Origin of the sequence: Bifidobacterium sp. (assembly GCF_022640935.1) — a bacterium.
Lineage (GTDB): Bacteria > Actinomycetota > Actinomycetes > Actinomycetales > Bifidobacteriaceae > Bifidobacterium.
Window position 1 is genome coordinate 85,693 of sequence record NZ_JALCCV010000003.1, and the last position, 25,283, is coordinate 110,975.

Genomic DNA, 25,283 nt, shown 5'->3' on the forward strand with positions numbered 1-25,283 from the left:
AACGTCACCGCGAATCGGTAGAGTGAAGTAGATTATCAAGAAGTGGAAGGACAAGCATGTTCGAACGGTTTACCGACCGTGCCAGGCGTGTGATCGTGTTGGCACAGGAAGAGGCCAGAGCGCTCCAGCACAACTATATCGGCACCGAGCATCTGCTGCTCGGCCTGATACGCGAAGGCGAAGGAGTCGCTGCCAAGGCGCTCGCGGTGAAAGGCGTGAACCTCGAAGACACCCGCAAGCAGGTCGAGGAAATGATAGGCAAGGGCAATGCCGCGCCGAACGGGCACATCCCGTTCACGCCGCATGCCAAGCAGGTGCTGGAGCTGAGTCTGCGCGAGGCGCTGCAGCTGGGGCACAGCTATATCGGCACCGAGCATATCCTGCTCGGCCTGATACGCGAAGGCGAAGGCGTGGGCACCCAGGTGCTCATCAAGATGGATGTGGATCTGGGAGAACTGCGCAGTTCCACCATCGACATGATCCGTGGCAACTCGACCACTCCGGATGCCACAGCCAAGGGCGATCTCGCCAATGCAGGCGGCGTGCAGGACAAGGCCCGGCAGACCGGCTCGGCTATCCTCGACCAGTTTGGGCGCAACCTTACGGCCGAGGCCGAGGCAGGCAAACTGGACCCGGTCATCGGGCGGTCGAACGAGATCGAACGCGTCATGGTCGTGCTTTCGCGCCGCACGAAGAACAACCCTGTGCTGATCGGCGAGCCGGGCGTCGGCAAGACAGCCGTCGTCGAAGGCTTGGCGCAGAAGATCAGCGTGGGAGATGTGCCTGAGACTTTGAAGGACAAGCAGGTGTACTCGCTTGACTTGGGTTCGATGGTCGCCGGTTCGCGCTACCGCGGCGACTTCGAGGAACGGCTCAAGAAAGTGCTCAAGGAGATCAAGACGCGCGGCGATATCGTGCTGTTCATCGACGAGATCCACACCATCGTGGGCGCAGGCAGCGCGGACGGTGCGTTGGGCGCCTCCGATATGCTCAAGCCCTTGCTGGCACGCGGCGAGCTGCAGACCATCGGGGCTACGACCACCGACGAATACCGCAAGTATATTGAGAAGGATGCTGCGCTGGAGCGCCGTTTCCAGCCTATCCAGGTCCATGAGCCGACGATCGCCGAGACCATCGAGATCCTCAAAGGCCTGCGCGAACGCTACGAGAACCATCATCATGTCACGATCACCGATGGCGCGTTGCAATCGGCTGCCGAGCTTTCCGCGCGCTACATCCAAGACCGCAACCTGCCCGACAAGGCCATCGATCTGATCGACGAGGCCGGTGCCCGGCTTCGCATCAAGCGGCTCACCGCCCCGCCCGAGCTTAAAGAGCTCGATGCGAGGATCGCGAAGATCTCAGCTCAGAAGGACAAGGCGATCAAGGACCAAGACTTCGAAAAGGCCGCCGAGCTGCGCGACAGCCAGGAGAAGCTCGAGGCCCAGCGCAAGGAGAAAGAGGCCTCTTGGCGCGAAGGCGGCTCCGACGTCAAGATGGTCGTGGACGAGGACGTGATCGCCGAGGTGATCTCGAACAGCACGGGTATCCCGGTCTTCAAGCTCACTCAGGCTGAATCCAAGAAGCTGCTGGGCATGGAATCCGAACTGCACAAACGCATCATCGGCCAGGACGAGGCCGTTTCGGCCCTGTCCCGTTCGATCCGGCGCACGCGCGTCGGTTTGAAGGATCCGAAGCGCCCTGCGGGTTCGTTCATCTTCGCCGGACCCACCGGCGTGGGCAAGACCGAGCTGGCCAAGACGCTGGCGCAGTTCCTGTTCGACGACGAGGATGCGCTGATTCGCGTCGACATGTCCGAATTCTCCGAAAAGTACGCGGCTTCGCGGCTCTTCGGAGCCCCTCCGGGGTATGTCGGTTACGAAGAGGGCGGCGAGCTCACCGAGAAGGTGCGGCGTAAGCCATTTTCCGTGGTGCTGTTCGATGAGATCGAGAAGGCCCACCCCGACATCTTCAATACTCTGCTGCAGGTGCTGGATGATGGCCATCTGACCGACGGCCAGGGACGCAAGGTCGATTTTAAGAACACGATCATCATCCTGACCACGAACCTCGGTACGCGCGACATCGCCAAGGCGGCCAATACCGGTTTCAACCTTGGTTCGGACGTCGAGACGAGCTACCAGCGGATGAAGGACCAGGTCACGAGCGAGCTCAAGCAGCAGTTCCGTCCCGAGTTCCTCAACCGTTTGGATGACATCATCGTCTTCCAACAGCTCACCGAGCCGCAGGTCCGTCAGATCGTCGATCTCGATATCGCACAGCTCAATGATCGTCTTTTCGAACGCCATATGTCGCTGGAGCTGACTGAGAGCGCCAAGGATTTGCTCGCGCAGAAGGGCTTTGACCCGCTGCTTGGCGCGCGTCCGTTGCGCCGCGTCATCCAGCGCGACATCGAGGATGCCATCTCCGAGCAGATTCTGATGGGCAAGCTCGAAGACGGGCAGCGTGTCTTGGTCGATTCCGAAGGCGAGGGCATTCTCGGGGAGTTCACCTTCAAGGGCGTGGCTTTCGAGGAACCCAAGCCGGAAGACGAGGACGAGCTGGTCGTCGCTTCAGTGGGCGCGAACGATTTGGATGAATCGGGCGATAGTCCCAACGACGACATTGCCGAGGACGGCGCCGAGCAGCATAGTTGACACTGGCTATAGTGTAGCTGAGCCCGAAAGGCATATGGCAATGGCCCGGTTGCAACCTGTTGATGCAGGTTGCAACCGGGCCATTGCGCATTGTTTGGCTGCTTATTGCGCAGTGGTTTTTTCTGCCAATTGCCTCGCGTACTGGCAGAAAAAAGCCGGATGGCGTAGGTCGGTGGCCTTTGGTTCTCGTTGCCAAAGAGCCACCGACCTACTTCACAGCATTGAGCCACTGCTCTTTGGTTGCTTTTTCGGCTTCGAGCTTGGCTTTCTTCTTGGGATCGCCAGCCGCGCCGATCTGCTCGTCCAATTCGGCGAGCTGAGCGGTCAGCTGCTCTTCGAAGCTCGACTTGCGGGCGTCGGCCTCAGGGTCACGGCTCTTCCACTCGGCATCCTCGACCGCTTTGATCTGTTTGTCTACGGCATCAAGCCGGCCTTCGATGCGGCGCATATCCTCACGTGGCACATAGCCGATTTCGTCCCACTGCTCCTGGAGCGCAGCCAGCGCCTGGCGAGCCTGCTTGGCCGCCTTGGCGTCCTTGACCGGGACGAGCGCTTCGGCTTTCGTGAGCAGCTCCTCCTTTTTGATCAGATTCTCCCGTTCGGAAGAGTTCGTCTGTTCGCGATCGGCCTGACGTGCGTTGAAGAACGTGTCAGCAGCCTCGCGGAAGCGCGTCCACAGCGCGTCGTCCTCGGTGCGGCCGGCGCGTCCAGCCTGCTTCCAACGGTCCATAAGGTCGTTGAATTTGCGCGAAGTTTCGCCCCATGCCGTCGAATCCTTGAGCTCGTTGGCCTCGGCGATGATCTGCTCTTTGGCATGTTTGGTTTCGCTGCGCTCGCTGTCGCGCGCCTGAGCCCACTTGCGCCGGGCCTGATTGAACACGGTGCGCGCCGAGGAGAAGCGCTTCCACAGCGCGTCGGCGTCAGCTTTGTCGATTTTGACCGATGTGCGCTGATGCTGCTGCCACTGGTCGAACAGGGAACGGAACTTGTCGGCGGTGGATCGCCAGTTCGTCGTGTCGTCCAACGACGCCGCAAGCATCTCGGCCTTCTGCACAATCGCTGTGCGTTCGGCTACCGCTTTCGCCGTGGCCTCCCGGCGCGCCTTCGCCAGTTCCGCTTTCTTTGCCGAGCCTGACTTCTTCAATTCCTCGTATCGCGCCCGCAAAGACGCGATATCACCGACGACCGCCGGCCTCGCGACCTCTTCGCCAAGCGATTTGATCGATTCGTCAATTTCGCGCGGTTTGATATTCGCCGCATCCAGGCGCGTAGCGAAGACCTCGAGCTTCGACTTGAGATCGAGGAAGCGATGCGCATACAGGCTCAGCGCTTCCTCATTGGCCGCGCCGGGGAATTGCCCGACCTCGCGCTCCGCTTCCCCTTCGCGCACGAATACCGTGCCCTGCTCGTCCACGCGGCCGAAGGCCTCGGCGGCCTTGACATCGGCTTGCGAGTGGACATTTGCTGGAACCGGCACCTTGTGCCTCACGGGTTTCTTCGCCAGTGCGGCAGGGGAGGGGATATGCGGCTTGGGCACCGAAGCCTTGGGTGCGGGGGCCTTTGACGTCGAAGCCACGGCCTGTGGCGTCGCGGGCTGTTCGGTGGTCTTAGGGGTGTGTTCGGATTCGGTGACGGTTTCGTCGGCCATGGCCAGCTCCTTACGGCTTGTGGTGCACAGGGTACGCAGGCGCGGGAGTTGTTCCCGTGTTTTTCCGCGACCTCACCTATTATAGGGAATCGTGTCAAAAGGTGCATCAATATCAGGATTTCCGGAGTGGCTTCCTTCCGAACGGGTCGTGGAGCAGCGCGTCATCGATACGCTGCGTAGGGTTTTCGAGCTGAATGGTTTCATCGGCATCGAGACACGCGCGGTGGAGCAGGGGGCCAGTCTACTCAAAAAAGGCGAGACCAGCAAAGAGATCTACCTGCTTTCGCGTCTGCAGGAGGTCGGCCATGAATCCGATACTCCGATCGAGGATCGGCTCGGTCTGCATTTCGATCTGACTGTGCCGCTGAGCCGGTACGTCGTCGAGCATTCGGGCTCGCTCGCCTTTCCTTTCAAGCGCTGGCAGATCCAGAAGGTGTGGCGAGGAGAACGCCCGCAGGAGGGCCGTTTCCGCGAATTCGTGCAGGCCGACATCGATGTGGTGGGCAATGGCGATCTCCCGGCGCATTACGAGGTCGAATTGCCGCTGGTGATGGTCAGCGCGCTGGAGGAGCTGCGTGCGTTCGGACTGCCCAAGGCTACGGTGCATGCCAACAACCGCAAGCTTTCCGAAGGATTCTATCGCGGGCTTGGGCTGAGCGACATCGAAGGCGTGCTGCGCGAGATCGACAAGCTCGACAAGGTCGGCGCCGACGAAGTGGTGCGACTGCTGATCGAATCCTGCGGGGCGAACGAGTCCCAGGCGAGAGCCTGCCTCGAACTCGCGCAGCTGACTGCCGACAATGGTGCCGAGCTCGGCAAACGTTTTGATATGCTCTGCGGCAGCTGCGGCATCGGCCACGACAACGACGCCTATGCGCTGGCCCGCGAAGGTCTTGATACGCTGGCAATGATCGTGGACGAGGCTGCGAAAATCCGCCCGGGCTCGGTGATCGCGGATCTCAAGATCGCGCGCGGGTTGGATTACTACACGGGTTCGGTGTACGAGACTTTCCTCGAGGACGCGGACTCGCTTGGCTCGATCTGCTCGGGCGGGCGTTACGACAATCTGGCGGCGCAAGGCTCCAAACGATACCCGGGGGTGGGTTTGTCCATCGGTTTGTCACGGCTCGTGTCGTACATGCTGCACACGGCGGGAGCTCATGCATCGCGTGTGTCTCCTGCCGCGGTGCTGGTCGCCGTGTGGAACGAGGGCGATCGGGCGCAGTCGAACGCCATCGCCAACGTGTTGCGGACTCGGGGCATTGCCGCCGATGTCGCGCCGAAGGCCGTGAAGCTCGGCAGGCAGATCAGGTATGCGGACAGGCTGGGCATACCCTATGTGTGGTTCCCGGCACAGGCTGCGCGCAATGATGCCGGGACGGCTGCAGAGGGCGACGAGAGCGAGGAGGAGACCGGCGGCGACGAAGTGCGCGATATCGTGTCCGGACAACAGCTCCCGGCCGATCCCAAGTCGTGGGAGCCGGATACTGTGTACGCTCGGCAAACCGTCAGTCTCAAGGCCTGATTTCCAAGGCTTTGCAGGGTGGCCGCGTTTCGGACGCGGCATGAGAATTTGGTACGGATGGACAAGAATTCAAGGAATAGAGGCAGCATGGGCCGCACGGCTTACAGAACACATCATGCCATCGAAGTGACCGAGGCGCTGATCGGCAGCACGGTCACGCTCGCCGGTTGGGTCGATCGTCGTCGCGATCATGGCGGCGTCGCCTTCATCGATCTGCGCGACAGCACCGGTCTGGTGCAGGTCGTCATCAACGACGAAGAGATCGCGAGGCCGCTGCGCAGCGAATTCGTCGTGCAGGTGGTCGGCAAGGTGCGCGAACGGCCTGAAGGCAACGAGAACGTGCATCTGGCCACCGGCAAAGTCGAGGTCGTGGTGCGCGAGCTCACTGTGCTCGCCAAGTCGGAAGCATTGCCGTTCCAGGTGTCGACCGCGCTCGAGAACGAGTCCGAGAACAAGCTTCCCGGCGAAGACGTGCGCTTGAAGTACCGCTATCTCGATCTGCGGCGCCCGCAGATGCAGAAGAGCCTCAAGCTCCGTTCTGATATGACCCGTGCCGCCCGCCATGCCTTGGAGGATATGGACTTCACTGAAGTGGAGACGCCGACGTTCATCAAGTCCACGCCGGAGGGCGCGCGCGATTTCGTGGTGCCGGCCCGCCTGGTGCCCGGCTCCTGGTACGCGCTGCCGCAGTCTCCGCAGCTGCTTAAGCAATTATTGATGGTCGGCGGCGTCGAACGTTATTACCAGCTGGCCCGCTGCTATCGTGACGAGGACTTCCGCGCCGACCGCCAACCCGAGTTCACCCAGCTCGACATCGAGATGAGCTATGTGAGCCAGGAGGACGTCATGGCGATGGCCGAGAAGGTCATCGCGGCGATTTGGAAAACCCGTGGTTATGTGGTCACGCTGCCGCTGCCGCGAATCAGCTGGCGGGACGCCATGGATAAGTATGGTTCCGACAAGCCGGATCTGCGCTTCGGCAATCCCATCGTCGAGCTCACCGAGTACTTCAAGGACACGCCTTTCCGTGTGTTCCAGGCACCCTATGTCGGTGCGATCGTCTTCAAGAACGGCTCTTCCACGCCCCGCCGGCAGTTCGACGCCTGGCAGGAATGGGCCAAACAACGCGGGGCCAAAGGACTGGCATATGTCCAGTTCACCGCCGATGGCGAGCTCAAGGGTCCAGTCGCCAAGAACCTGTCGGATCAGGAGCGCAACGGGCTGAAGTCCGCAGTCGGCGCGGAGGACGGCGATGCCGTGTTCTTCGCCGCGGGCTCCCGCGAATCCTCCCAACTGCTGCTGGGCGCGGTCCGCGTCGAACTGGCGCGGCGCGCCGGCATGCTGCACCCCGACGAGTTCGCCTTCACTTGGGTCGTGGATTTCCCGCTGTTCAAGCGCACTGACGACCCGGATGACGACGATGTGGCCGTGGGGCATTCCAAGTGGACCTCGATGCACCACCCATTCACCATGCCATCGGCCGATTGGATCGATAGGTTCGACAAGGACCCGGGGCATGCGATGAGCGATTCATACGATATCGTATGCAACGGCGAGGAGATGGGCGGCGGTTCGGTGCGCATCCACCGCGACGATATCCAGGATCGGGTGCTGAACGTGCTCGGCATCGAGCCCGAGGAGGCCAAAGAGAAATTCGGCTTCCTGCTCGAGGCCTTCAAATACGGCGCGCCGCCGCACGCAGGCATCGCCCTGGGCTGGGATCGTACCGTGTCGATTCTCGCCGGGACGGATTCCATCCGTGATGTCATCGCCTTCCCGAAGGCAGGCGGCGGCCGCGATCCGCTCACAGGCGCCCCCGCGCCGATCTCCGATGCGCAGCGCGCCGAAACTGGCGTCGACTACGACCCGGATGAAGACAAGGATTGATTGGCTACAACAATTTTAGCGTAGCCGTCTCATCATGCGGACGGCGGCAAGGGCACCTCGCTGGCCCTGCGATTTCAGGCCTGCACGGCTTTTCCATCGGATCATATGGTCCTGCTGGAAACACTGCGCAGGCCTGATTCGTATTCCAAGCGTAATAATTTTCCGCTAAGGTGGTTTTCAAATTAGTGCTGGAGAGGAGCAACACGCTTATGACATCCTTGGATTCGCCTATGGCCGGTACGCTGGCCAAAACCAACGGGGCAGATATTCCTGCCGCTGCAACCAATGAGGGATCCACGGCGGATGCCGGGCGTCCGTTGGTGGAGCTGCGCCATGTGAACAAATACTTCGGCGATCTGCACGTGCTCAAGGACATCAACCTGTCGGTGTCCAAAGGCGAGGTTCTGGTGATCATCGGGCCATCCGGCTCGGGCAAATCGACGTTGTGCCGCACTATCAACCGCCTTGAATCGATCGATTCGGGCGAGATACTCATCGATGGCCAGCCATTGCCCCAAGAGGGCAGGCAGCTCACCAAGCTCCGCGCCGAGGTCGGCATGGTGTTCCAGTCCTTCAACTTGTTCTCCCATAAGACGATATTGGACAATGTGACGCTTGCCCCGCGCAAAGTCAGGGGAATGTCCAAGTCTAAGGCGGAGCAGGAAGGCATGGAGTTGCTGGCGCGGGTAGGTGTGGATTCGCAGGCCGGCAAGCTTCCCGTGCAGCTTTCGGGCGGTCAGCAGCAGCGCGTCGCCATCGCTCGGTCACTGGCCATGCACCCCAAGGTCATGCTCTTCGACGAGCCGACCTCGGCCCTGGATCCGGAGATGATCAACGAGGTTCTCGACGTCATGGTGAACCTGGCCAAAGAGGGCATGACGATGATCGTGGTCACGCACGAAATGGGTTTCGCGCGTCAGGCTGCTAATCGCGTCGTGTTCATGGCCGATGGGCAGATCCTCGAGGAGGGCACGCCGGAGGAGTTCTTCGAGAATCCGAAGAGCGAGCGGGCCAAAGACTTCCTCGGCAAGATTCTCACGCATTGACGTCCTCTGCCCGATGTGGGGAGGGCGCGGACGGAAGTTTACCCTTAACCGTTATCTCATAATCGAAAACACCAACCAATCACCCAAGAAGAGAGTGAGAAAGAGAGCACATGATGAAGCGCATGATTACGAGGACTATTGCCGCAGCGGCATCCCTTGCGGCGATGGCGTCGATGGCGGCGTGCGGAGGCTCGTCGTCCGGATCGGAGTCCGACAGCGGCAAGAAGATCACCATCGGCATCAAATTTGATCAGCCCGGCCTCGGCTTCAAGCAAGGCAACAGCTACACCGGCCTCGACACTGACGTGGCACGTTATGTCGCCAAGAAGCTCGGCTATTCCGAAGATCAGATCGTCTGGAAGGAGGCTCCTTCCAGCCAGCGCGAAAGCCTGCTGCAGAACAAGCAGGTGGACATGGTCGTGGCGACATACACGATGAACAAGCCTCGTTCTGAGGTCATCGATTTCGCCGGACCGTATTTCGTGGCCGCCCAGGACATCCTGGTGCGCTCCAATGAGAAGTCCATCACCGGCCCCAAGACGCTGAACGGCAAGAACCTGTGCTCCGTGACCGGCTCGAATTCGGCCGAGCGCGTCAAGCAGGAGTATTCCAACAAGGTGCAGCTCATGGAACAGCCCGGTTACGCGGAATGCGTCACCGCGCTCATCTCCGGGACCGTTGACGCCGTGACCACCGATGACATCATCCTCGCCGGTCTGGCTGCGGCCAAGGGCAACGGTCAGCTCAAGGTGCTCGGCACGCCGTTCTCTAAGGAGCCGTATGGCATTGGGGTGCAGAAGGGCAAAACGGATATGGTCAAGAAGATCAACAGCGCCATCGAGGACATGATCAAGGATGGGTCATGGAAGAAGGCTGTGGACAATGCCACGAAGGGCACGGGCTATACGCCGAACGCGGAGTTCAACCCGCCCACCAACATCGGCGATGCGAGCTGGGTCCAGAATCTGTGAGAGAGGCTTTCGGCCGCCGCAGGGCCAGCCATGGCTTCCGCGGCGGCAGGATGCTCTTCTTCGTGCAGGTATACGCGGCGCGCCCGGCAGGGTGTGCCAACGGTTGCAGGTGAGGTGCAATGGATGACGTGATACGGCTGTTCAGCCAATACAACATCGTCGGCGCGTTCGTGGTCAACGTTGAATTGACTTTGTGGAGCGCCTTGTTCTCCATGATTCTCGGCGTGATTCTTGTCATTCTGAGAATCTCCCCGGTGCCATCGCTAAGGATATTCTCCTCGGGCTATGTGGAGCTGTTCAAGAACATCCCGTTGACCATCATCATGGTCTTCATGGTGCTGGGGGTCTTCGGACAGTTGAAATTCCAGTTTTCGAGCAATTTCAACATGAATTTCTTCTGGCTGGCGGTCACCGGTCTGACCCTCTACACCTCCGCATTCGTGTGCGAATCGTTGCGCTCGGGCATCAACACCGTGCCGATCGGCCAGTCGGAGGCGGCCCGATCATTGGGCTTCAGCTTCGGGCAGTCGGCCTTATTGATCATTCTTCCTCAGGCGTTCCGCGGTGCAGTGGCGCCGTTGGGCAACACCTTCATCGCTTTGCTGAAGAACTCGACCGTTGCCGCAGCCGCCTCGGTGGCCACTGAAACATCAAGCCTGATGAGCACGATGATCGAATTCAATGCGAACGCCATCGTCAGCATCTTCTTGATTTTCGCCTTCGGTTATGTGATTCTGATTATTCCCTTCGGCCTGCTCACGACATGGCTTTCCAACAGATTGGCGGTAAGACGATGAGTGGGAATTCTGCATTGGCGATGAGCCCTGCCGGTTCGGCTGCGCCATCCGCGAATCCGGTTTCGCCGAAACCTACTCCTGTGAAGGTGCAGCGTCGCCGGAGCAATCGAGCTTCCTCGTCGCTGCTGTTCGATGAGCCGGGGCCGCGCACCCGGCGCAAGATCGCTGTCGCCAATGTCATCGGGGTGCTGGTGCTGCTCGGGCTGCTGGCACTCGTGCTGCTGCGGCTGAGCGCCCCGCCGCACGGCCAGAACCAACTCAGCGGCGCGCTGTGGAAACCGGCGCTTTCGCTTGAAGCATGGACGGATTTCTATCTTCCCGGTATCATCGGCACGATTGAGGCCGCTGTCGTCGCAGTGATCGGCGCCGTGGTCTTCGGAATTGTCTTCGGCATCGGCAGACTCGTGCCCCTATGGCCTGTGCGCGCGGTCTGCTCGGTGATCGTGGAATTCTGCCGGGCCGTGCCGGTGCTGCTCTTCATGATCTTCTTCTGGAGGCTTTTCTCGGCTATAGGGATTTCAGACGCTGCTTCCTTCTACGCGGTGGTGTTGGGGCTGATCCTGTATAACGGCTCGGTGATCGCCGAGCTGGTGCGCTCCGGAGTCGGCAATCTGCCCAGAGGCCAGCGCGAGGCTGCTATAGCGCTCGGCATGAGTCCGCTGCGCTCCCTGCTGTCCATCGAAGTGCCGCAGGCCGTCATTGCCATGCTGCCGGCCGCGGTCACCCAGCTTGTCGTGGTCCTGAAGGATACGGCGCTTGGTTCGATCATCGTATACACCGATCTGCTGCAGGAATCGCGCCGCTTGGGCTCGGCGTACTTCAACATCCTGCAGACGCTGCTGGTGGCCGCGGTCATCTATTTCATCGTCTGCTGGTTGCTGTCGCGGCTGGCCGAATGGCTGCCCGCGCGCATGCAACGCCGTACCACGGGTGCGAGTGAACTCGAACCGGTTGCGCCGATCGCCATCCTCGACGCCTCGAACCTCAGCCAGATCGCCGTGGCAAAGGAGAGTCAAGAGCTGCCTTACGGCGGCGCGCCGCTCCAGCACCATGTGCGTTACCGGGGCTCTAACGCCGCAATCCAGGACTGGCAGCGCATCTCCTACATCCAAGGCTATGATTTCACGCATCCCGAGACGCAGATCGATCCGCGTGCCTTGCAGATTCTTGACTTCCTCAAGCCCCGGCTTGCCGGCCGGCCTGAGGACAGGCGCAAACGCGGCGGGCGGCCCCGCGGCGAGGCATAACCGGCCGCTGCGCAGGCTGTGCCTCCCGGCAGGGAATGCATTGCATTAGCGATAGAGAATCGACGACGCGCGTGATGACTGCCGGGACCCGGATGTCTTCCGGCTCCCGGCAGGAAATGCGTACATGATGTCACGGCAAACCCATTGTAAACAACAGGTAAAGTGCGGCGCGTGAATGCGACGGCGAATTATAGTGGTCATGTATCTTAGTGCGCAAAGTGTATTGGACATTCATGACGATCACGATCAGCAATCTCAAGAAGACATACGATAACGGGCATCAGGCACTCAAAGACATCAGCATCGACATCGCAGACGGCGATCTGGTGTGTCTGCTCGGCCCCAGCGGCTGCGGAAAATCCACAACGCTCAATCTCATCGCCGGGCTGCTCGACCCTACCGGGGGAGACATCAGCATTGACGGAGAGTCGGTCATCCACCGGCATCCCAAGGATCGCAACATCGGCATGGTGTTTCAGAACTACGCCTTGTATCCCCACATGACGGTGCTGGAGAACGTCACTTTCCCGTTGCGCGTCGGCGCCCACCGCAAAAGCAGGGCGGAGGCGGAGGCCATTGCCAAGCAGTACATGGCCGTGACGAATATCGAGGATCTGGCCGACAAGAAGCCGAATGACATCTCCGGCGGACAGCAGCAGCGCGTCGCGATCACCAGAGCCATGGTGCAGAAGCCCAAGATGCTGCTGCTCGACGAGCCATTGAGCAATCTCGACGCGCGCTTGCGGCTGCGCATCCGCGCCGAGATCCGCAGACTGGTCAAAGAGATGCATATCACGACGATTTTCGTCACGCACGACCAGGAGGAGGCCCTCTCGATCAGCGACCGCATCGTGCTGATGAACGAAGGTGTCGTGCAGCAGTACGACGTGCCGCAGCAGCTCTACTTGGATCCGGCCAATCTGTTCGTCGCGACCTTCATGGGCAACCCGATCATCAATATCATTGACATGGCCTATAATCCTGACTCCAAGATGCTGACGAGCCCGGCATTCGACATCCCGCTCGCAGCCCTTGATGCGAGCCGCTTCCGGAACCCGGCCGCCGGAGGCAGGCTCAACCGGGAGTCATACCAGGTGGGCATCCGTCCCGAGCACTTCTTGGTAGACGCCTCCGAACCCGGCATCGATGCCGCGCAGGGCTCACTGGTAGGCGGAGGCGCCGCGCTTGGCGGGGCACGGCGCGCCGTGTTCGAAGCCCGAATCGAATCAGTCGAGATGATAGGCCGCTACAGCGTCCTGCATTTCGACGTTGACGGCGTGCACGCCAGGTCGATCGTGGACGCCCGTGCCGCGATACGCGCCGGACAGCTGGTGCCGTTCAACATCGACTACCCGAACATCTATCTCTTTCAGCACGACGGAACGAGGGTCTACTGATGACCGTCAGCCGCGCAGAGGCAACGGCCGAAGAGGCTACAGCGCCCAAGGCGATCGGCCGGAAACGGGCTGGACGCAAGGGAGGACGCACGGGCCGCGGCCGCTTTCGAGGCCATTACAGCGCTGAAAGCCAGCCGCGGGCTTGGCTGTTCCTGCTTCCCGCATTGGTGTTCATCGGGGCTTTCAACATCCTGCCGCTCATCCGCATCTTCGTCATGGCATTCCAAGGCGGCAGTCTGCTGCACCCGAAGTTCTATGCTTTTCGCAATTTCGCCTTCGTGCTGCGTGACCCGGAATTTCATACCGCTATCATCAACACGGCGCTCTATGCCTTCGTGGTGGTGCCTGTCGGTCTGATTCTTTCGATGCTCATTGCCATCATGATCCATAGCCGGATGAAAGCCAAGGGCTTCTTCGAAGCGCTGTTCTTCGTGCCTTATCTCACCAGCGTCATCGCCATCGGCATCGTCTTCCGCTACCTGTTCAACGGCGACTACGGCCTGATCAACTACCTGCTGGGCCTGGTGCATTTGGGGCCGTTCAACTTCCTGAACAACCCGAGCCTAAACATGCCGACCCTGATCATCTTCGGCATCTGGTCCTCGCTCGCTTTCAACATCATCATCATGCTCTCCGGTCTGCGCGGCATCAACCCCGACTACTACAAGGTGGCCGATATGTTCGGCGCGAGCGCATGGGAGCAGTTCCGGCGCATCACCATGCCGCAGATGATCCCGATCCTCACCTTCCTGTCCATCGTCGACTTCATCAGCTCGTTCAAGGTGTATACGGAGGTCTATGCCCTGTTCAACGGGCAGGCTGGCATCGCCGGGGCCGCGTCGACCGCGGTGTTCTACATCTACAACAAGTTCTACGTCGACAACAAGTACGGCCAGGGCATGGCGGGCGCCGTGCTGCTCTTCCTGCTGATACTCGTGTTCACGCTGCTGCAGAACCTCGCGCTGCGGAAGCTGTCGAAATGATCGGGCCGGCGCCCATCGATATGGCTCATGCGAAGGATGCCGATGTGATGGCGGCCACGGCGAGGATTATTGCAGCGAAGGCCGCAATGAGGAAGGGGAGGGTATGAGGCATTTCAACACCGCAACGATCCATGTCTTCATCATCATCATGGCGTTGATCACCGTATTCCCATTCATTTATATGCTTTCGGGCAGCCTGATGAGCTATCAGGAGGCGACGAGCATCCCGCCGACCATGCTGCCGCATACGCTGCGTTGGAGCAACTTCGCCGAAGCCATGCGCCAGGCGCCGTTCGCACGCTATTTCTTCAACACCATCCTGGTCTCGGCCGCGTCCACCGTGGGCACGATAGCCACCACGGTGCTGGCCTCGTTCGCTTTGGTGCGGCTGCGGTTCCGCGGCAAGAAGATCCTCGCCGACGCCATGGTGGCGCTGCTCATGGTGCCCTATGAGGTGGTGGTGTTCACCAACTACCGCACGATCGCGCAGCTGGAGCTCATCGACACCTATTGGGCGCTCATCCTGCCCTCGCTGGCCAGCGTATTTTACATCTTCTATCTGCAGCAGTATCTCACCGCGGTGCCGGACACGTATTACAACGCGGCCAAGGTCGACGGCTGCGGCGACTTGGAGTTCATCTGGAAAGTGATGGTCCCCATGTCGCGGCCGGCGCTGTTCACCATGGGGCTGCTGCTGTTCATCCAAGGGTGGAACTCCTTCCTGTGGCCCATTCTCGTGACCAATTCCACCGATATGCGCCTGATCGGCAATGGCCTGAGCGCCTTCGCCACCGAAAGCGGCACTGCCGTGCAATTGCAGATGGCCGCCAGCGCGATCACCATCATACCGATTCTCGTGCTGTACATCATGTTCCACAAACAGATCATCGAAGGAGTGTCAAGAAATGGCATCAAAGGATAGCGAGACCTCGGTCTCGGCGTCGGGTCGTCCTCTGAGGACGCGGATCACCTTCTACCGGGGGATCCGCACCATCGGAGGCAATCTCATCGACGTGGAATACGGCGACAGCCATATTCTCTTCGACTTTGGCACCGTGTACAAGCCCGCCGAACCGCAGCAGCCGAGCAATCTGCCCGATCTGGTGGACTTGGGCTACGTACCGTACATCGAGGGAATATTCGATCGCGATATTCCTGTTCCCGGTCATGACTGGCATCCCGATCCGCACGCTCACGCAGCGGTCTTTATCTCGCACGCGCATCTCGACCACAGCAAGATGATCAATTACATCGACCGCGACATCCCGCTGTATGCCTCCGTACAGACCAAGGCCGTGCTCGAGGCGATGAACACGACCGACGATTTCGACTACCCGCCTTACGCGATCGAACGCGGTGAAGGCGGCCCGCACACCAGACCCATCGAGGGCGTGGCATGGGGCCATAGCGTGCAGGTCGGCCAGATTAAAGTGACGGTGCTGCAAGTCGACCACGACGCTTACGGCGCCAGCGGTTTCCGTATCGAAACCCCGGACAAGGCCATCGCCTACACCGGCGATATCCGTTTCCACGGATTCCTCGCCGACAGGTCACGCGCGTTCCTATCTGCCAACGCCGGCGCCGACGCCCTCATCATGGAAGGCACATCGCTGTCGTTCCGAAAACCGGGTGGGTGCGGCAACGACGACAAACCAACCGAAACAAGCGTGTGCGAAGACATTGCACAGCTGGTAGCCAGCAATCCCGACCGCCAGATCACCTTCAACTACTATCTGACCAACATCGAACGCATCGGGCACCTCATCGATGCTATTGATCGCACGACGGTGCTGAGCGACTACGCCGCCTACGTGTTCAGCGCAGTGACCGGCCGGCCAGTGCATTACTACCGTTCGGAATGCGATTGCACATGCGGCGAGCTTGATCCGGAGTACGAAATTTCCTTGGCCGATCTGATCCACGACGACCACCAATACTTCTGGCAGCTTGACGATGCGGTGCGCGGCGCGCACCTGGACGATCTGGCGCGCGGCGGGCTGTACATCCACACCGGTGCGACGCCGCTGGGGCCGTACGACCCCTCCTATGCGCCGTTCTTCCAAGCGTTCGCGGACCACGGCATCGAGACCGAGGCGATTTCATGCACCGGTCATGCATACGTGGACGCCGCCTTCAGCATCATCGACGCCATCAAGCCGCACGTGCTGTTTCCCGTGCATGGCGAACATCCCGAGCGCTACTTCAACCAGTACGGCTCAATGGTGCTTCCCGAGCCCGGGCTCGTCGTCGAGCTATAGGCTCCGATCTGACAACACACCTGCCCGGCATCCCACCGGGCAACATCCCAACCATCCACCAACCACAGAGCAAAGAGAGATGTCATGAAAAAAATGCATACCGTGCTGCTGCCTGCCGCGATAGCTTCGGCGCTTATACTCGCCGGATGCGGCGGCAGCGGTTCAGGCGATTCGGATTCGGCCGCGCCGGTGACTGATATCACTAGCAATGTCGAGATAACTTTCTGGCATGGCATGACCGGCGAACAGGGCAAGACCTTGACGACGCTCACCGACGAATTCATGAAGGCGAACCCGAAGATCAAGGTGAATCTGCAGAACCAGTCCAGCTACGCCGATCTGCAGCAGAAGCTCACGTCGACGCTGCAGAGTCCGAAGAACCTGCCGACCATCACGCAGGCTTATCCGAGCTGGCTGACCCAGGCGTTCGGCGACGATCAGGTCGTCGATCTCAATCCCTACATCAATTCCAAGGATTCCAAGCTCGCCTTCGACGGCTGGACGAGCGATGTGCTGCCCGGCCTGCGTGATGGCGTGACTTTCGACGGCAAGACCCTCGGCATGCCCTTCAACAAGTCGACCGAGGTCTTGTGGTACAACAAGACGATGCTCGATTCTCTTGGCATCAAGCCGCCGACCAGCTACGACGAGCTCGCAGCAGCTTCCAAGCAGATCCAGAAGGCCAAGGGCATCCCCGGCATCGGCTTCGATTCGCTGTCGAACTTCTACATCACCTACTTGAAGAACGAAGGCAAAACCTTTGACAAGAACCTTGATGTAACCGGCCCGGAGTCTACCAAGGCCTTCGAATACTATGGCTCCGGAATCAACGATGGCAGCTTCCGCATCGCCGGCACCGACAAGTACATGTCCGGCCCGTTCGGCAGCCAGAAGGCGGCCATGTACATCGGCTCGAACGCAGGCGAGACCTTCGTCAAACAGGGCGCCGCAGGCAAGTTCGAATACAGCGCCGCGCCGTACCCGGCCAAGTACGCGCTCCAACAGGGCACCGATATCTACATGTTCACCTCGGCCAGCCCCGAGCAGCGCACAGCGGCCTACCTTTATGAGAAGTTCCTGACCACGAAAGACAGCCAGGTCACCTGGGCGCTAGGCACCGGCTACATGCCGATCCGCAAGTCCGCCATCGCCGACCCGAAGTACTCGGGTTCCGACAGCGCCATTGCCCCGATCCTGGCCGACGCGACCAAGAACGTATTCACCCCGCCAGTCACCGATGGCTATCAGCAGGCGATGGACGACACCGAAAAGGCCTTGGAATCCTTCCTTGCCAAGCCCAATAACGATGTCAAGAGCGCGCTGTCGAACTTCAAGACGACCTACGATTCCGATTGGAATCAGTGAGCCGCCGACCGGTGAACCGATAGGGCTGTGAGACCGCGAAACAGTAATTTCGTGACCCGGTGACCCGGTGAATGGGCAGTGATGTGGATCCCTGTGTTCTGACTTGAATAATTGGCCGGAACACGGGGATTCTCTTTTGCCTGTTCATCGAACTGCTGTGGTGTCGAACTGACCAGTTGGTGGGCCCGATTCGGCTCACCGCTGTATTCATGCGGATTTCTTTTTTTTCGACGTCAGCGCAAGACCACGGGGGGTATGCTTACGAGTATGAGTGAATCAATGAAGAGGCGCGGCATCCAGGCTTGGCTTACCGATATGGACGGGGTGCTCGTCCATGAGGACGAGGCGCTTCCCGGCGCCATCGAATTCATCGAGGCGCTGAAGGAAGCGGGCACGCCGTTCCTGGTGCTGACCAATAACTCGATTTTCTCGCGACGCGATCTGAACTGGCGGCTGCACGCCAGCGGCATTGACATCCCTGAGGAGAACATCTGGACGAGCGCGCTTGCCACGGCCGAATTCGTCAATCAGCAGATGCCGGGCGGCAAGGCGTATGTCGTCGGCGAGGCGGGACTCACCACGGCGCTGCATGATGTCGGCTACGTGCTCACCGACAAGAACCCGGATTATGTGATCATCGGCGAAACACGCAATTATTCCTTCGAACAGCTGACCAGGGCGCTCCAGCTCATCCAGGGAGGCGCCCGTTTCATCTGCACGAATCCGGATTATACCGGTCCTTCGTCAAGCGGCGACCTGCTCGCGGCCGGCGCCGTGGCAGAGATGATCCACAAGGCATCGGGCTTCGAGCCGTATTTCATCGGCAAGCCGAACCCGATCTTCTTCAGGACGGCTTTGAACAAGCTCGCCGCCCACAGCAAGACCACCGCGATGATCGGTGACCGTTTGGACACGGACATTCGCGCAGGCCTTGAAGCCGGCGTCGAGACTTTCCTCGTGCTCACCGGCATCTCCAAGGCCGACTCGGTCGACAAATACCCCTATAAGCCCTCCCATGTCGTCAAAAGCATCAAGGATCTCATTCCCCTAGCGCAAGGGGAGAATCCCGATACGCTTGAGGCGCCCAATGGGATTTCGAAGCCGGTGCGATCGATTCAATCGGCGCCGCTCGCCGCTGCGGCAAAGCGCAAGTAGCGTCGGACGTCCGATTCTCTATCGTCTGGCGGACGGCAAGGTGAGAGGCTAAGGGGAGTCCTCGATCGAGGCGTGCAGGCGCGAACTGCGCGAAAAGATGGGCTTACACGTTGATAGGGGCGTATTTTCATTTTCCAGCGAACACTCCTTTGAGTAAGCCGACCATCAGCAGGCGCATGAGGTCGCTTTCTACTACGATGTCGATGACGGCGACATCGACCTGTCCGCCATCCATTCGTTCAGATGGGTGCCGACCGACGACTTCGAGCCCGTGCAGCTGATGCCGGCGTTCCTGCGCACGGCTCTGCACTCTCGAAGCAGTACGCGGAAGGCATTTCGTCAATGATGCGCGGCTGTGGACGAGGTTCTTTGCCCACGCGGTCTAACAAGCTGATCCAGCGGTAACGGCTGGACGATAGACTTGGTGGCATTATGGCGGATTCACAGGAAAAGCACGATAGGCAACAAACACTGGGTAGGCAAACACTGGCCGAGCTTGCGCCACGCTGGGGCGACGAGGATCGGTCAATCGATGTCGATGAGATCTACGAGCGTTTCTTCGACTGGGTCCAGGATGCCAAAGGCATCGAGCCGTGGCCGCATCAGGAGGATGCTATCACCGATCTGCTGGCCGGCGATCATGTGGTGCTCAGCACCCCTACGGGCTCGGGCAAGTCGTTGGTGGCGTTGGGCATGCATTACGCTGCGCTGTGCACCGGCAGACGTTCGTATTACACCGCGCCGATCAAGGCGCTGGTCTCCGAGAAGTTCTTTGATTTGGTCGAGGCTTTCGGACGTGAGAATGTCGGCATGATCACGGGGGACACACGCATCAACGCCGATGCTCCGATCATCTGCTGCACGGCGGAGATCTTGGCTAATCAGGCGCTGCGCGAGGGCGCGCGCGCCGATGTGGGCTGCGTGGCGATGGACGAATTTCATTACTATGGCGACCGCGAGCGCGGCTGGGCGTGGCAAGTGCCGTTGCTGACCTTGCCGCATACGCAATTTTTGCTGATGAGCGCCACGTTGGGCAATGTCGACGCGATCGCCGACAAGCTGGAAACGATGACCGGGACCGACGTCGATGTCATCGCCGACGCGCCCAGACCGGTGCCGCTGAGCTACGAGTATACCGACAAACAGCTCGCCGGCACTGTGGAGCTGCTGTTCAACCGGCAGGATACGCCGATCTACGTTGTGCATTTCTCGCAGGACGCGGCGCTGGAGACTGCTCAGGCCTTGGCCGGCTCTGGAGTGTCGAGCAAGGAGCAGCGCAAGGCGATTGCGGAGGCGATGCAAGACACGAAGTTCACGACGGCCTTCGGCAAGATCCTGCAACGTCTGCTGCGCACCGGCGTGGGCATTCATCATGCCGGCATGCTGCCGCGCTACCGGCGCTTGGTCGAGCAGCTGGCGCAGCAAGGGCTGCTGCCGGTCATCTGCGGCACCGACACCCTCGGCGTCGGCATCAACGTGCCGATCCACTCCGTGGTCCTGACCGCGCTGACCAAATTCGACGGGACGAAAATGCGCCGCTTGCGCGCCCGCGAATTCCATCAGATCGCCGGGCGCGCCGGCCGCATGGGCTTCGACACCGAAGGCTTGGTGGTGGCTGAGGCGCCTGAATTTGAGATCGAGAACGCGCGGGCGATTGCCAAGGCAGGCGACGACCCGAAGAAGCTTAAGAAGATCAAGCGCAAGAGCGCGCCCGAAGGCTTTGTGACGTGGAATAAGGGCACGTTCGGCAAACTGGTCAACGCCGAGCCGGAAACCTTGGTGCCGCATATGGTCATCACGCATGCCATGGTCTTGAACGAAGTCGCGCAGGGCGGCGACGCTCGGGCGCGGCTCGACCAGCTCGTTGACGATTCCGCGCAGACGACGGATCAGAAGGAGCATCTGCACGAGCGGGTCGGCGAGATATTCCAGACGATGTTCGATTCCGAATTCATTGAGACGGAGGACAACGGGCGCGGCGGCACGGATTATTATCTCGCCGTCGACCTGCCGGACAATTTCGCGCTCGACCAGCCGCTGTCGCCATTCTTATTGGCCGCGCTGGAACTGCTCGACCCTGAATCGGACAGCTATGCGCTCGACGTGATATCGATGGTCGAGGCCACGCTGGATGACCCGCGCCAAGTGCTCAAGGCGCAGCAACGCCAAGCTCGCGACGAGGCGATGGCGACGATGAAGGCGGATGGGCTCGATTACGAAGAGCGCATGGAGCGTCTGCAGGAGGTCACCTACCCCAAGCCCTTGGAGGAACTGCTTGATGCTGCCTTCGAGCAGTATTGCAAGGATGTGCCATGGGCGAACGATTATTGGCTGAGTCCCAAATCCGTGGTGCGCGACATGGTCGAGACGGCGAGCGACTTCACGGGGTACATCTCCCGCTACGGTATCGCGCGTTCCGAGGGCACGCTGCTGCGCTACCTGTCGGATGCCTATCGTTCGCTGGCCCGCACCGTGCCGGTCGAGAAACGCAACGAGCAGCTCGAGGATGTGATCTCTTGGCTGCGCGTCGTCGTGCGCTCGGTCGATTCGAGCCTTATCGATGAATGGGAGCATGCAGGCGAAGCTTCGCCGGGCGAATTGGACGCGCTGTCTGCAGCCGCGCCGGGCGCTGCCAATCAGGTAGTGGAGGACCGGCGCGGGCTCATCGTGCTCATCCGCAACGCCGTGTTCCGCCGCGTCCAGCTCATGGATCTCGACAAGCCCGCCGAACTCGGCGCGCTCGACAAGGACTGGGGCTACAACGTGCACGAGTGGGAGGATACGCTCGACGGCTACTACGACCAGCATGAGTATGTCGGCATCGACGCGAAGGCCCGCAGCGGCGAGCTGTTCATCCTGGACGATGCCCACGAGCGCGACGAGCATACGTGGAAGGTCCGCCAGATCATCGATGATTCCGATGGTGACCACGACTGGGCCATCACCGGCACCGTAGATCTCGATGCCACGCAGGAAGGCGGCGAAGTCGTGTTCGTCGACTACCACGTTGGCCCGGTCGCGACGGTGTGAGACGTTTTTCTTCAAATGGCGGTTTTGATGGCACCGGTATGCTGTATGAGTCTGCCGAATAGTGGATTTTCGTGCTTTTATGCGTACGCCAAGGGCTTTCCGACGCGCTCGGTTCGTCGTGTTGCCAGTTCGAAGATTTTGGAGGTTGTAGTCAGCGCCATGCCCGCTTCTTCCAATATCTCCCGGGCAAGCGTCTCGGACTGAGACTCTCCGTGTTCAAAGCCCACGCCAATCCTGATCCACCAGGCGTCTTCACGCGGATCCCCGTGGTTCTTGCGCAACAGGCACGCAACGCTCATTCTTGTCGAATACAAGAACACTCGTAAGATTTCCCGCATGCCGTTTCCCGCCGTCTTCTCCAGTGCAACCATTTTAGTTAGGCATGGGCCGTCCCTGTTGCCGCGCAGCAGTTCTGCAGTGTGAAAACATAATGGCGCGGTGCCCAGGATGTTTTTCAGATGCTCTTTATGCGATGAAGAAAACTTTCACGATTGAGGCAGTCAAGTCGGATATGAGGCACGAAGGCCTGTTGCCGCTCCATTTTGGTTCAAGGTGGCGGCGCACTGTTGTGACCGCCTGACTACACTGGCAGTATGACTGAGGATTTGTTTGGCGCGGCTGAGGCGCCTGAGGATATGACGCGGCCGCTGGCGGTGCGGATGCGGCCCTCAAAGTTGGCCGAGGTGGTGGGACAGGATCGCGTGCTGGGGGAGGGCTCGCCGCTGCGTCGGCTGGCCAATCCCGCATCGAAGGGCTCGCTGACTGCGCCGAGTTCGATCATTCTGTTCGGACCTCCAGGAGTAGGCAAGACGACGCTGGCTTATATCGTCGCCAAGCAGTCAGGGCGTGTGTTCGAGGAGCTTTCTGCCGTCACCTCCGGGGTCAAGGATGTGCGCGCGGTGTTGCAGCGGGCGCATGAGCGGCTGGTGGCGCAGGGGCGCGAAACCGTGTTGTTCATCGACGAGGTGCACCGCTTCTCCAAATCGCAGCAGGATGCATTGCTGCCCAGTGTGGAGAACCGCGATGTGACTTTTATCGGTGCCACGACCGAAAACCCGAGCTTCTCCGTGATCTCGCCGTTGCTGAGCCGCTCTGTGGTCGTCAGGCTCGAATCTTTGGAGCCTGACGATCTGCAGGTGCTGCTTACGCGCGCGCTCGACGACCAGCGCGGGCTCAAAGGCGAGGTGAAGGCCAACGACGAAGCCATCGACGAGATCATCCGCATGGCTTCGGGAGACGCACGCAGGTCGCTGACCATCCTCGAAGCCGCAGCAGGCGCGGTTACCGGTGACAAGGAGCGCAGGAAGGGCGCTCGCAGGCCGATCATCACGCCGAAAGTAGTCGGCAAGGTCATGGACGCGGCCACCGTGCGCTACGACAAGAAAGGCGATGATCACTACGACGTGATCTCGGCCTTCATCAAATCGATGCGCGGCTCCGACCCCGACGCCGCGCTGCACTATCTTGCGCGCATGCTCAGGGCGGGGGAGGACCCTCGATTCATCGCGCGGCGCATCATGATCGCCTCGGCCGAGGAAGTCGGCATGGCAGCGCCCCAGATATTGCAGGTGACGGTGGCCGCAGCCCAGGCTGTCGCGATGATCGGCATGCCCGAAGCCCGCATCATCCTATCCGAAGCAACCATCGCCGTGGCCACCGCACCCAAGTCGAACGCCAGCTACAACGCGATCAATGCCGCGCTCGCCGACGTGGACGCCGGACTGATCGGCCAAGTGCCGCTGCACCTGCGCAACGCACCGACCAAGCTCATGAAATCCTGGGGCAATCACGAGGGCTACCAGTACGCCCACGATGCACCTGGCGCTGTCGCCGCGCAGCAGTACATGCCCGACGAGCTGATCGGGCATGAGTATTACCACCCCAATGAGCGTGGTTATGAACATGAGCTCGGCCCGCGGCTGGAACGCATTCGCTCGATCCTGCGCGGAAGCGGAACACCAAACGCCAGTGGCACGAATACAGACGGCGACGGCAATATCGCCTGAGTGCGCATGCTGATGACGGCAGCGGACTGGGCGGGGATCAGCCGGCGTACTGTCGTGCATGTCTGTTTGTCGCTCTGTGCAGGCTTCGCGCGAGGCGTAGGCAACGGGAAGGTAACGGCGGGGATTAGATTGAAGCTATGGAATCACAGCAAGATACAGCGCCCGAGGCGCAATCTGCGGGCGCCTCATCGGGCAATCGCAACATCTCTTCACGGCTGATCGTCAACGCACTGCCCGTGAACGACGAGGAACGGAAACGCTTCGTGCAGGCGGCCGGCGGGATACGCCAAAAGTTCGTCAACAGTGTGGCCGACCGCGGCAACATGCTGTGGCATGCCGAAGTCCCCGAAGAATTGCAAACTGAGGTAACTGCGATCCTGGGCAATGTGAAGCCGGAGCAGGCCAGCGCATGCCCGCGCTTGGAATGGCTGCAAACTTGGAGCGCAGGCGTCGACCGGTATGTGGCGCCCGGTGCACTGGGCGAGCATACAGTCGTCACGAATGCCACCGGAGCCTACGGCCTGCCCGTAGGCGAGCACATGTTCGCGCTCATGTGGGCGCTGATGAAGCAGCTGCCCGACTATAGCCGCAATCAGGCGGCGCACCGATGGGAAGACGCCGGCGATGTGCTGAGTCCGCAAGGAGGCTCGGTCGTAGTGATCGGGACCGGGGACATCGGCTCGTATTTCGCGCGGCTCGCCAAATCAGTAGGCATGCACACCTACGGCGTGCGCAGGGACGCCTCGCGCGGCGCTGACGGTATCGACGAAATACACAGCTTCGACGATCTGGACGACCTGCTTGCGCTCGCTGACGTCGTGGCGATGGTCGTTCCATCCACACCGCAGACGCATCACTTGTTGGACGCCCGCCGTCTTGCGCTGCTCAAACCCAACGCCATCGTGATCAACGCCGGCCGTGGCGACGCGATCGATCCCAAGGCGCTGCTGGATGTGCTGCACGAGGGCGGCATCCGTGGCGCCGGACTGGACGTGACCGAGCCGGAGCCGTTGCCCGCGGACGATCCGCTATGGGACGAACCGCGCTGCCTGATCACGCCGCATGTCGCGGGCGGCAATCATCTCGCGCAGACCAGCACGGCGATCATCAGCATCGCCCTCGAAAACGTGCGGCGATACGCGGCGGGCAAGCCGTTCATCAACCGCCGGCGCTGACTTCCGGCCTTGACCATGATCGTTGATCATGTTTGGCAGATGCCATGGCACCTGCAGCGACACGAAAACGGCGGTGTACGGCATCGCTATGCACTGCGCAGCGTCACATAAGAAGAGAAGATGGCCGGGCGCGTTT

General features: G+C 60.6%; 17 protein-coding genes. 16 read left to right on the forward strand and 1 reads right to left on the reverse strand.

The features are described from left to right. Positions 1-56 precede the first annotated feature (56 nt). Positions 57-2,657, forward strand: a complete 2,601-nt coding sequence (locus LKG04_RS02020) for an ATP-dependent Clp protease ATP-binding subunit (RefSeq protein ID WP_291759063.1) — start codon at positions 57-59, stop codon at positions 2,655-2,657. 208 nt (positions 2,658-2,865) lie between these two features. Here LKG04_RS02020 and LKG04_RS02025 read toward each other — a convergent pair whose 3' ends face one another. After that, a complete protein-coding gene (locus tag LKG04_RS02025; RefSeq protein WP_291759060.1) occupies positions 2,866-4,305 on the reverse strand; it encodes a DUF349 domain-containing protein in 1,440 nt (479 codons plus the stop codon). A gap of 91 nt (positions 4,306-4,396) precedes the next feature. Here LKG04_RS02025 and hisS point away from each other — a divergent pair, with 91 nt between their 5' ends. The 15 genes from hisS (at position 4,397) to LKG04_RS02100 (ending at position 25,147) form a co-directional block, all read left to right on the forward strand. Next, positions 4,397-5,830 carry a histidine--tRNA ligase gene (gene hisS, locus LKG04_RS02030; protein WP_291759057.1) on the forward strand — a complete coding sequence of 478 codons (1,434 nt, stop codon included), beginning with the start codon at positions 4,397-4,399 and terminating at the stop codon, positions 5,828-5,830. Between the two features lie 87 nt (positions 5,831-5,917). Then, positions 5,918-7,717: an aspartate--tRNA ligase gene (aspS, locus tag LKG04_RS02035; protein ID WP_291759054.1), complete on the forward strand. Its 1,800-nt coding sequence runs from the start codon at positions 5,918-5,920 to the stop codon at positions 7,715-7,717. Positions 7,718-7,926: 209 nt separating this feature from the next. Continuing rightward, positions 7,927-8,763 (forward strand): amino acid ABC transporter ATP-binding protein, encoded by an 837-nt coding sequence (locus LKG04_RS02040; RefSeq protein ID WP_291759052.1) that lies wholly within the window; start codon positions 7,927-7,929, stop codon positions 8,761-8,763. A 113-nt stretch (positions 8,764-8,876) separates the two neighbouring features. Next, a complete protein-coding gene (locus LKG04_RS02045) occupies positions 8,877-9,734 on the forward strand; it encodes a glutamate ABC transporter substrate-binding protein (protein WP_291759350.1) in 858 nt (285 codons plus the stop codon). Positions 9,735-9,853: 119 nt separating this feature from the next. Next, positions 9,854-10,531 (forward strand): amino acid ABC transporter permease, encoded by a 678-nt coding sequence (locus LKG04_RS02050; protein ID WP_291759050.1) that lies wholly within the window; start codon positions 9,854-9,856, stop codon positions 10,529-10,531. Beyond that, on the forward strand, positions 10,528-11,778 hold the full coding sequence (locus LKG04_RS02055; protein ID WP_291759047.1) for an amino acid ABC transporter permease: 1,251 nt from the start codon (positions 10,528-10,530) through the stop codon (positions 11,776-11,778). The genes LKG04_RS02050 and LKG04_RS02055 overlap by 4 nt, the downstream gene beginning before the upstream one ends. 233 nt (positions 11,779-12,011) lie before the next feature. Continuing rightward, positions 12,012-13,175, forward strand: coding sequence for an ABC transporter ATP-binding protein (locus LKG04_RS02060; protein ID WP_291759044.1), 1,164 nt, complete (start codon positions 12,012-12,014; stop codon positions 13,173-13,175). Next, positions 13,175-14,158, forward strand: a complete 984-nt coding sequence (locus tag LKG04_RS02065; protein WP_291759041.1) for a carbohydrate ABC transporter permease — start codon at positions 13,175-13,177, stop codon at positions 14,156-14,158. The genes LKG04_RS02060 and LKG04_RS02065 overlap by 1 nt, the downstream gene beginning before the upstream one ends. Positions 14,159-14,261: 103 nt before the next feature. Beyond that, entirely contained in the window at positions 14,262-15,080 is an 819-nt protein-coding gene (locus LKG04_RS02070; protein ID WP_291759038.1) for a carbohydrate ABC transporter permease, read from the forward strand. Next, a complete protein-coding gene (locus LKG04_RS02075) occupies positions 15,064-16,416 on the forward strand; it encodes an MBL fold metallo-hydrolase (protein ID WP_291759036.1) in 1,353 nt (450 codons plus the stop codon). The genes LKG04_RS02070 and LKG04_RS02075 overlap by 17 nt, the downstream gene beginning before the upstream one ends. An 84-nt stretch (positions 16,417-16,500) precedes the next feature. Continuing rightward, entirely contained in the window at positions 16,501-17,781 is a 1,281-nt protein-coding gene (locus tag LKG04_RS02080) for an ABC transporter substrate-binding protein (protein WP_291759033.1), read from the forward strand. A gap of 267 nt (positions 17,782-18,048) precedes the next feature. Then, on the forward strand, positions 18,049-18,936 hold the full coding sequence (locus tag LKG04_RS02085) for an HAD-IIA family hydrolase (RefSeq protein ID WP_291759030.1): 888 nt from the start codon (positions 18,049-18,051) through the stop codon (positions 18,934-18,936). Between the two features lie 432 nt (positions 18,937-19,368). Then, positions 19,369-21,966: a DEAD/DEAH box helicase gene (locus LKG04_RS02090; RefSeq protein WP_291759028.1), complete on the forward strand. Its 2,598-nt coding sequence runs from the start codon at positions 19,369-19,371 to the stop codon at positions 21,964-21,966. 593 nt (positions 21,967-22,559) lie between these two features. Beyond that, positions 22,560-23,972 carry a replication-associated recombination protein A gene (locus LKG04_RS02095; protein ID WP_291759023.1) on the forward strand — a complete coding sequence of 471 codons (1,413 nt, stop codon included), beginning with the start codon at positions 22,560-22,562 and terminating at the stop codon, positions 23,970-23,972. 137 nt (positions 23,973-24,109) lie between these two features. Then, positions 24,110-25,147 (forward strand): D-2-hydroxyacid dehydrogenase, encoded by a 1,038-nt coding sequence (locus tag LKG04_RS02100; RefSeq protein WP_291759020.1) that lies wholly within the window; start codon positions 24,110-24,112, stop codon positions 25,145-25,147. Positions 25,148-25,283: the final 136 nt, after the last annotated feature.

Coding starts and splice junctions, on each gene's coding strand:
- aspS (WP_291759054.1), top strand. CDS start 5,918: ATGGGCCGCACGGCTTACAGAACACATCATGCCATCGAAGTGACCGAG.
- LKG04_RS02065 (WP_291759041.1), top strand. CDS start 13,175: ATGACCGTCAGCCGCGCAGAGGCAACGGCCGAAGAGGCTACAGCGCCC.
- LKG04_RS02020 (WP_291759063.1), top strand. CDS start 57: ATGTTCGAACGGTTTACCGACCGTGCCAGGCGTGTGATCGTGTTGGCA.
- LKG04_RS02055 (WP_291759047.1), top strand. CDS start 10,528: ATGAGTGGGAATTCTGCATTGGCGATGAGCCCTGCCGGTTCGGCTGCG.
- LKG04_RS02050 (WP_291759050.1), top strand. CDS start 9,854: ATGGATGACGTGATACGGCTGTTCAGCCAATACAACATCGTCGGCGCG.
- LKG04_RS02090 (WP_291759028.1), top strand. CDS start 19,369: ATGGCGGATTCACAGGAAAAGCACGATAGGCAACAAACACTGGGTAGG.
- LKG04_RS02100 (WP_291759020.1), top strand. CDS start 24,110: ATGGAATCACAGCAAGATACAGCGCCCGAGGCGCAATCTGCGGGCGCC.
- LKG04_RS02060 (WP_291759044.1), top strand. CDS start 12,012: ATGACGATCACGATCAGCAATCTCAAGAAGACATACGATAACGGGCAT.
- LKG04_RS02075 (WP_291759036.1), top strand. CDS start 15,064: ATGGCATCAAAGGATAGCGAGACCTCGGTCTCGGCGTCGGGTCGTCCT.
- LKG04_RS02045 (WP_291759350.1), top strand. CDS start 8,877: ATGAAGCGCATGATTACGAGGACTATTGCCGCAGCGGCATCCCTTGCG.
- LKG04_RS02070 (WP_291759038.1), top strand. CDS start 14,262: ATGAGGCATTTCAACACCGCAACGATCCATGTCTTCATCATCATCATG.
- LKG04_RS02080 (WP_291759033.1), top strand. CDS start 16,501: ATGAAAAAAATGCATACCGTGCTGCTGCCTGCCGCGATAGCTTCGGCG.
- LKG04_RS02025 (WP_291759060.1), bottom strand. CDS start 4,305: ATGGCCGACGAAACCGTCACCGAATCCGAACACACCCCTAAGACCACC.
- LKG04_RS02095 (WP_291759023.1), top strand. CDS start 22,560: ATGACTGAGGATTTGTTTGGCGCGGCTGAGGCGCCTGAGGATATGACG.
- LKG04_RS02040 (WP_291759052.1), top strand. CDS start 7,927: ATGACATCCTTGGATTCGCCTATGGCCGGTACGCTGGCCAAAACCAAC.
- LKG04_RS02085 (WP_291759030.1), top strand. CDS start 18,049: ATGAGTGAATCAATGAAGAGGCGCGGCATCCAGGCTTGGCTTACCGAT.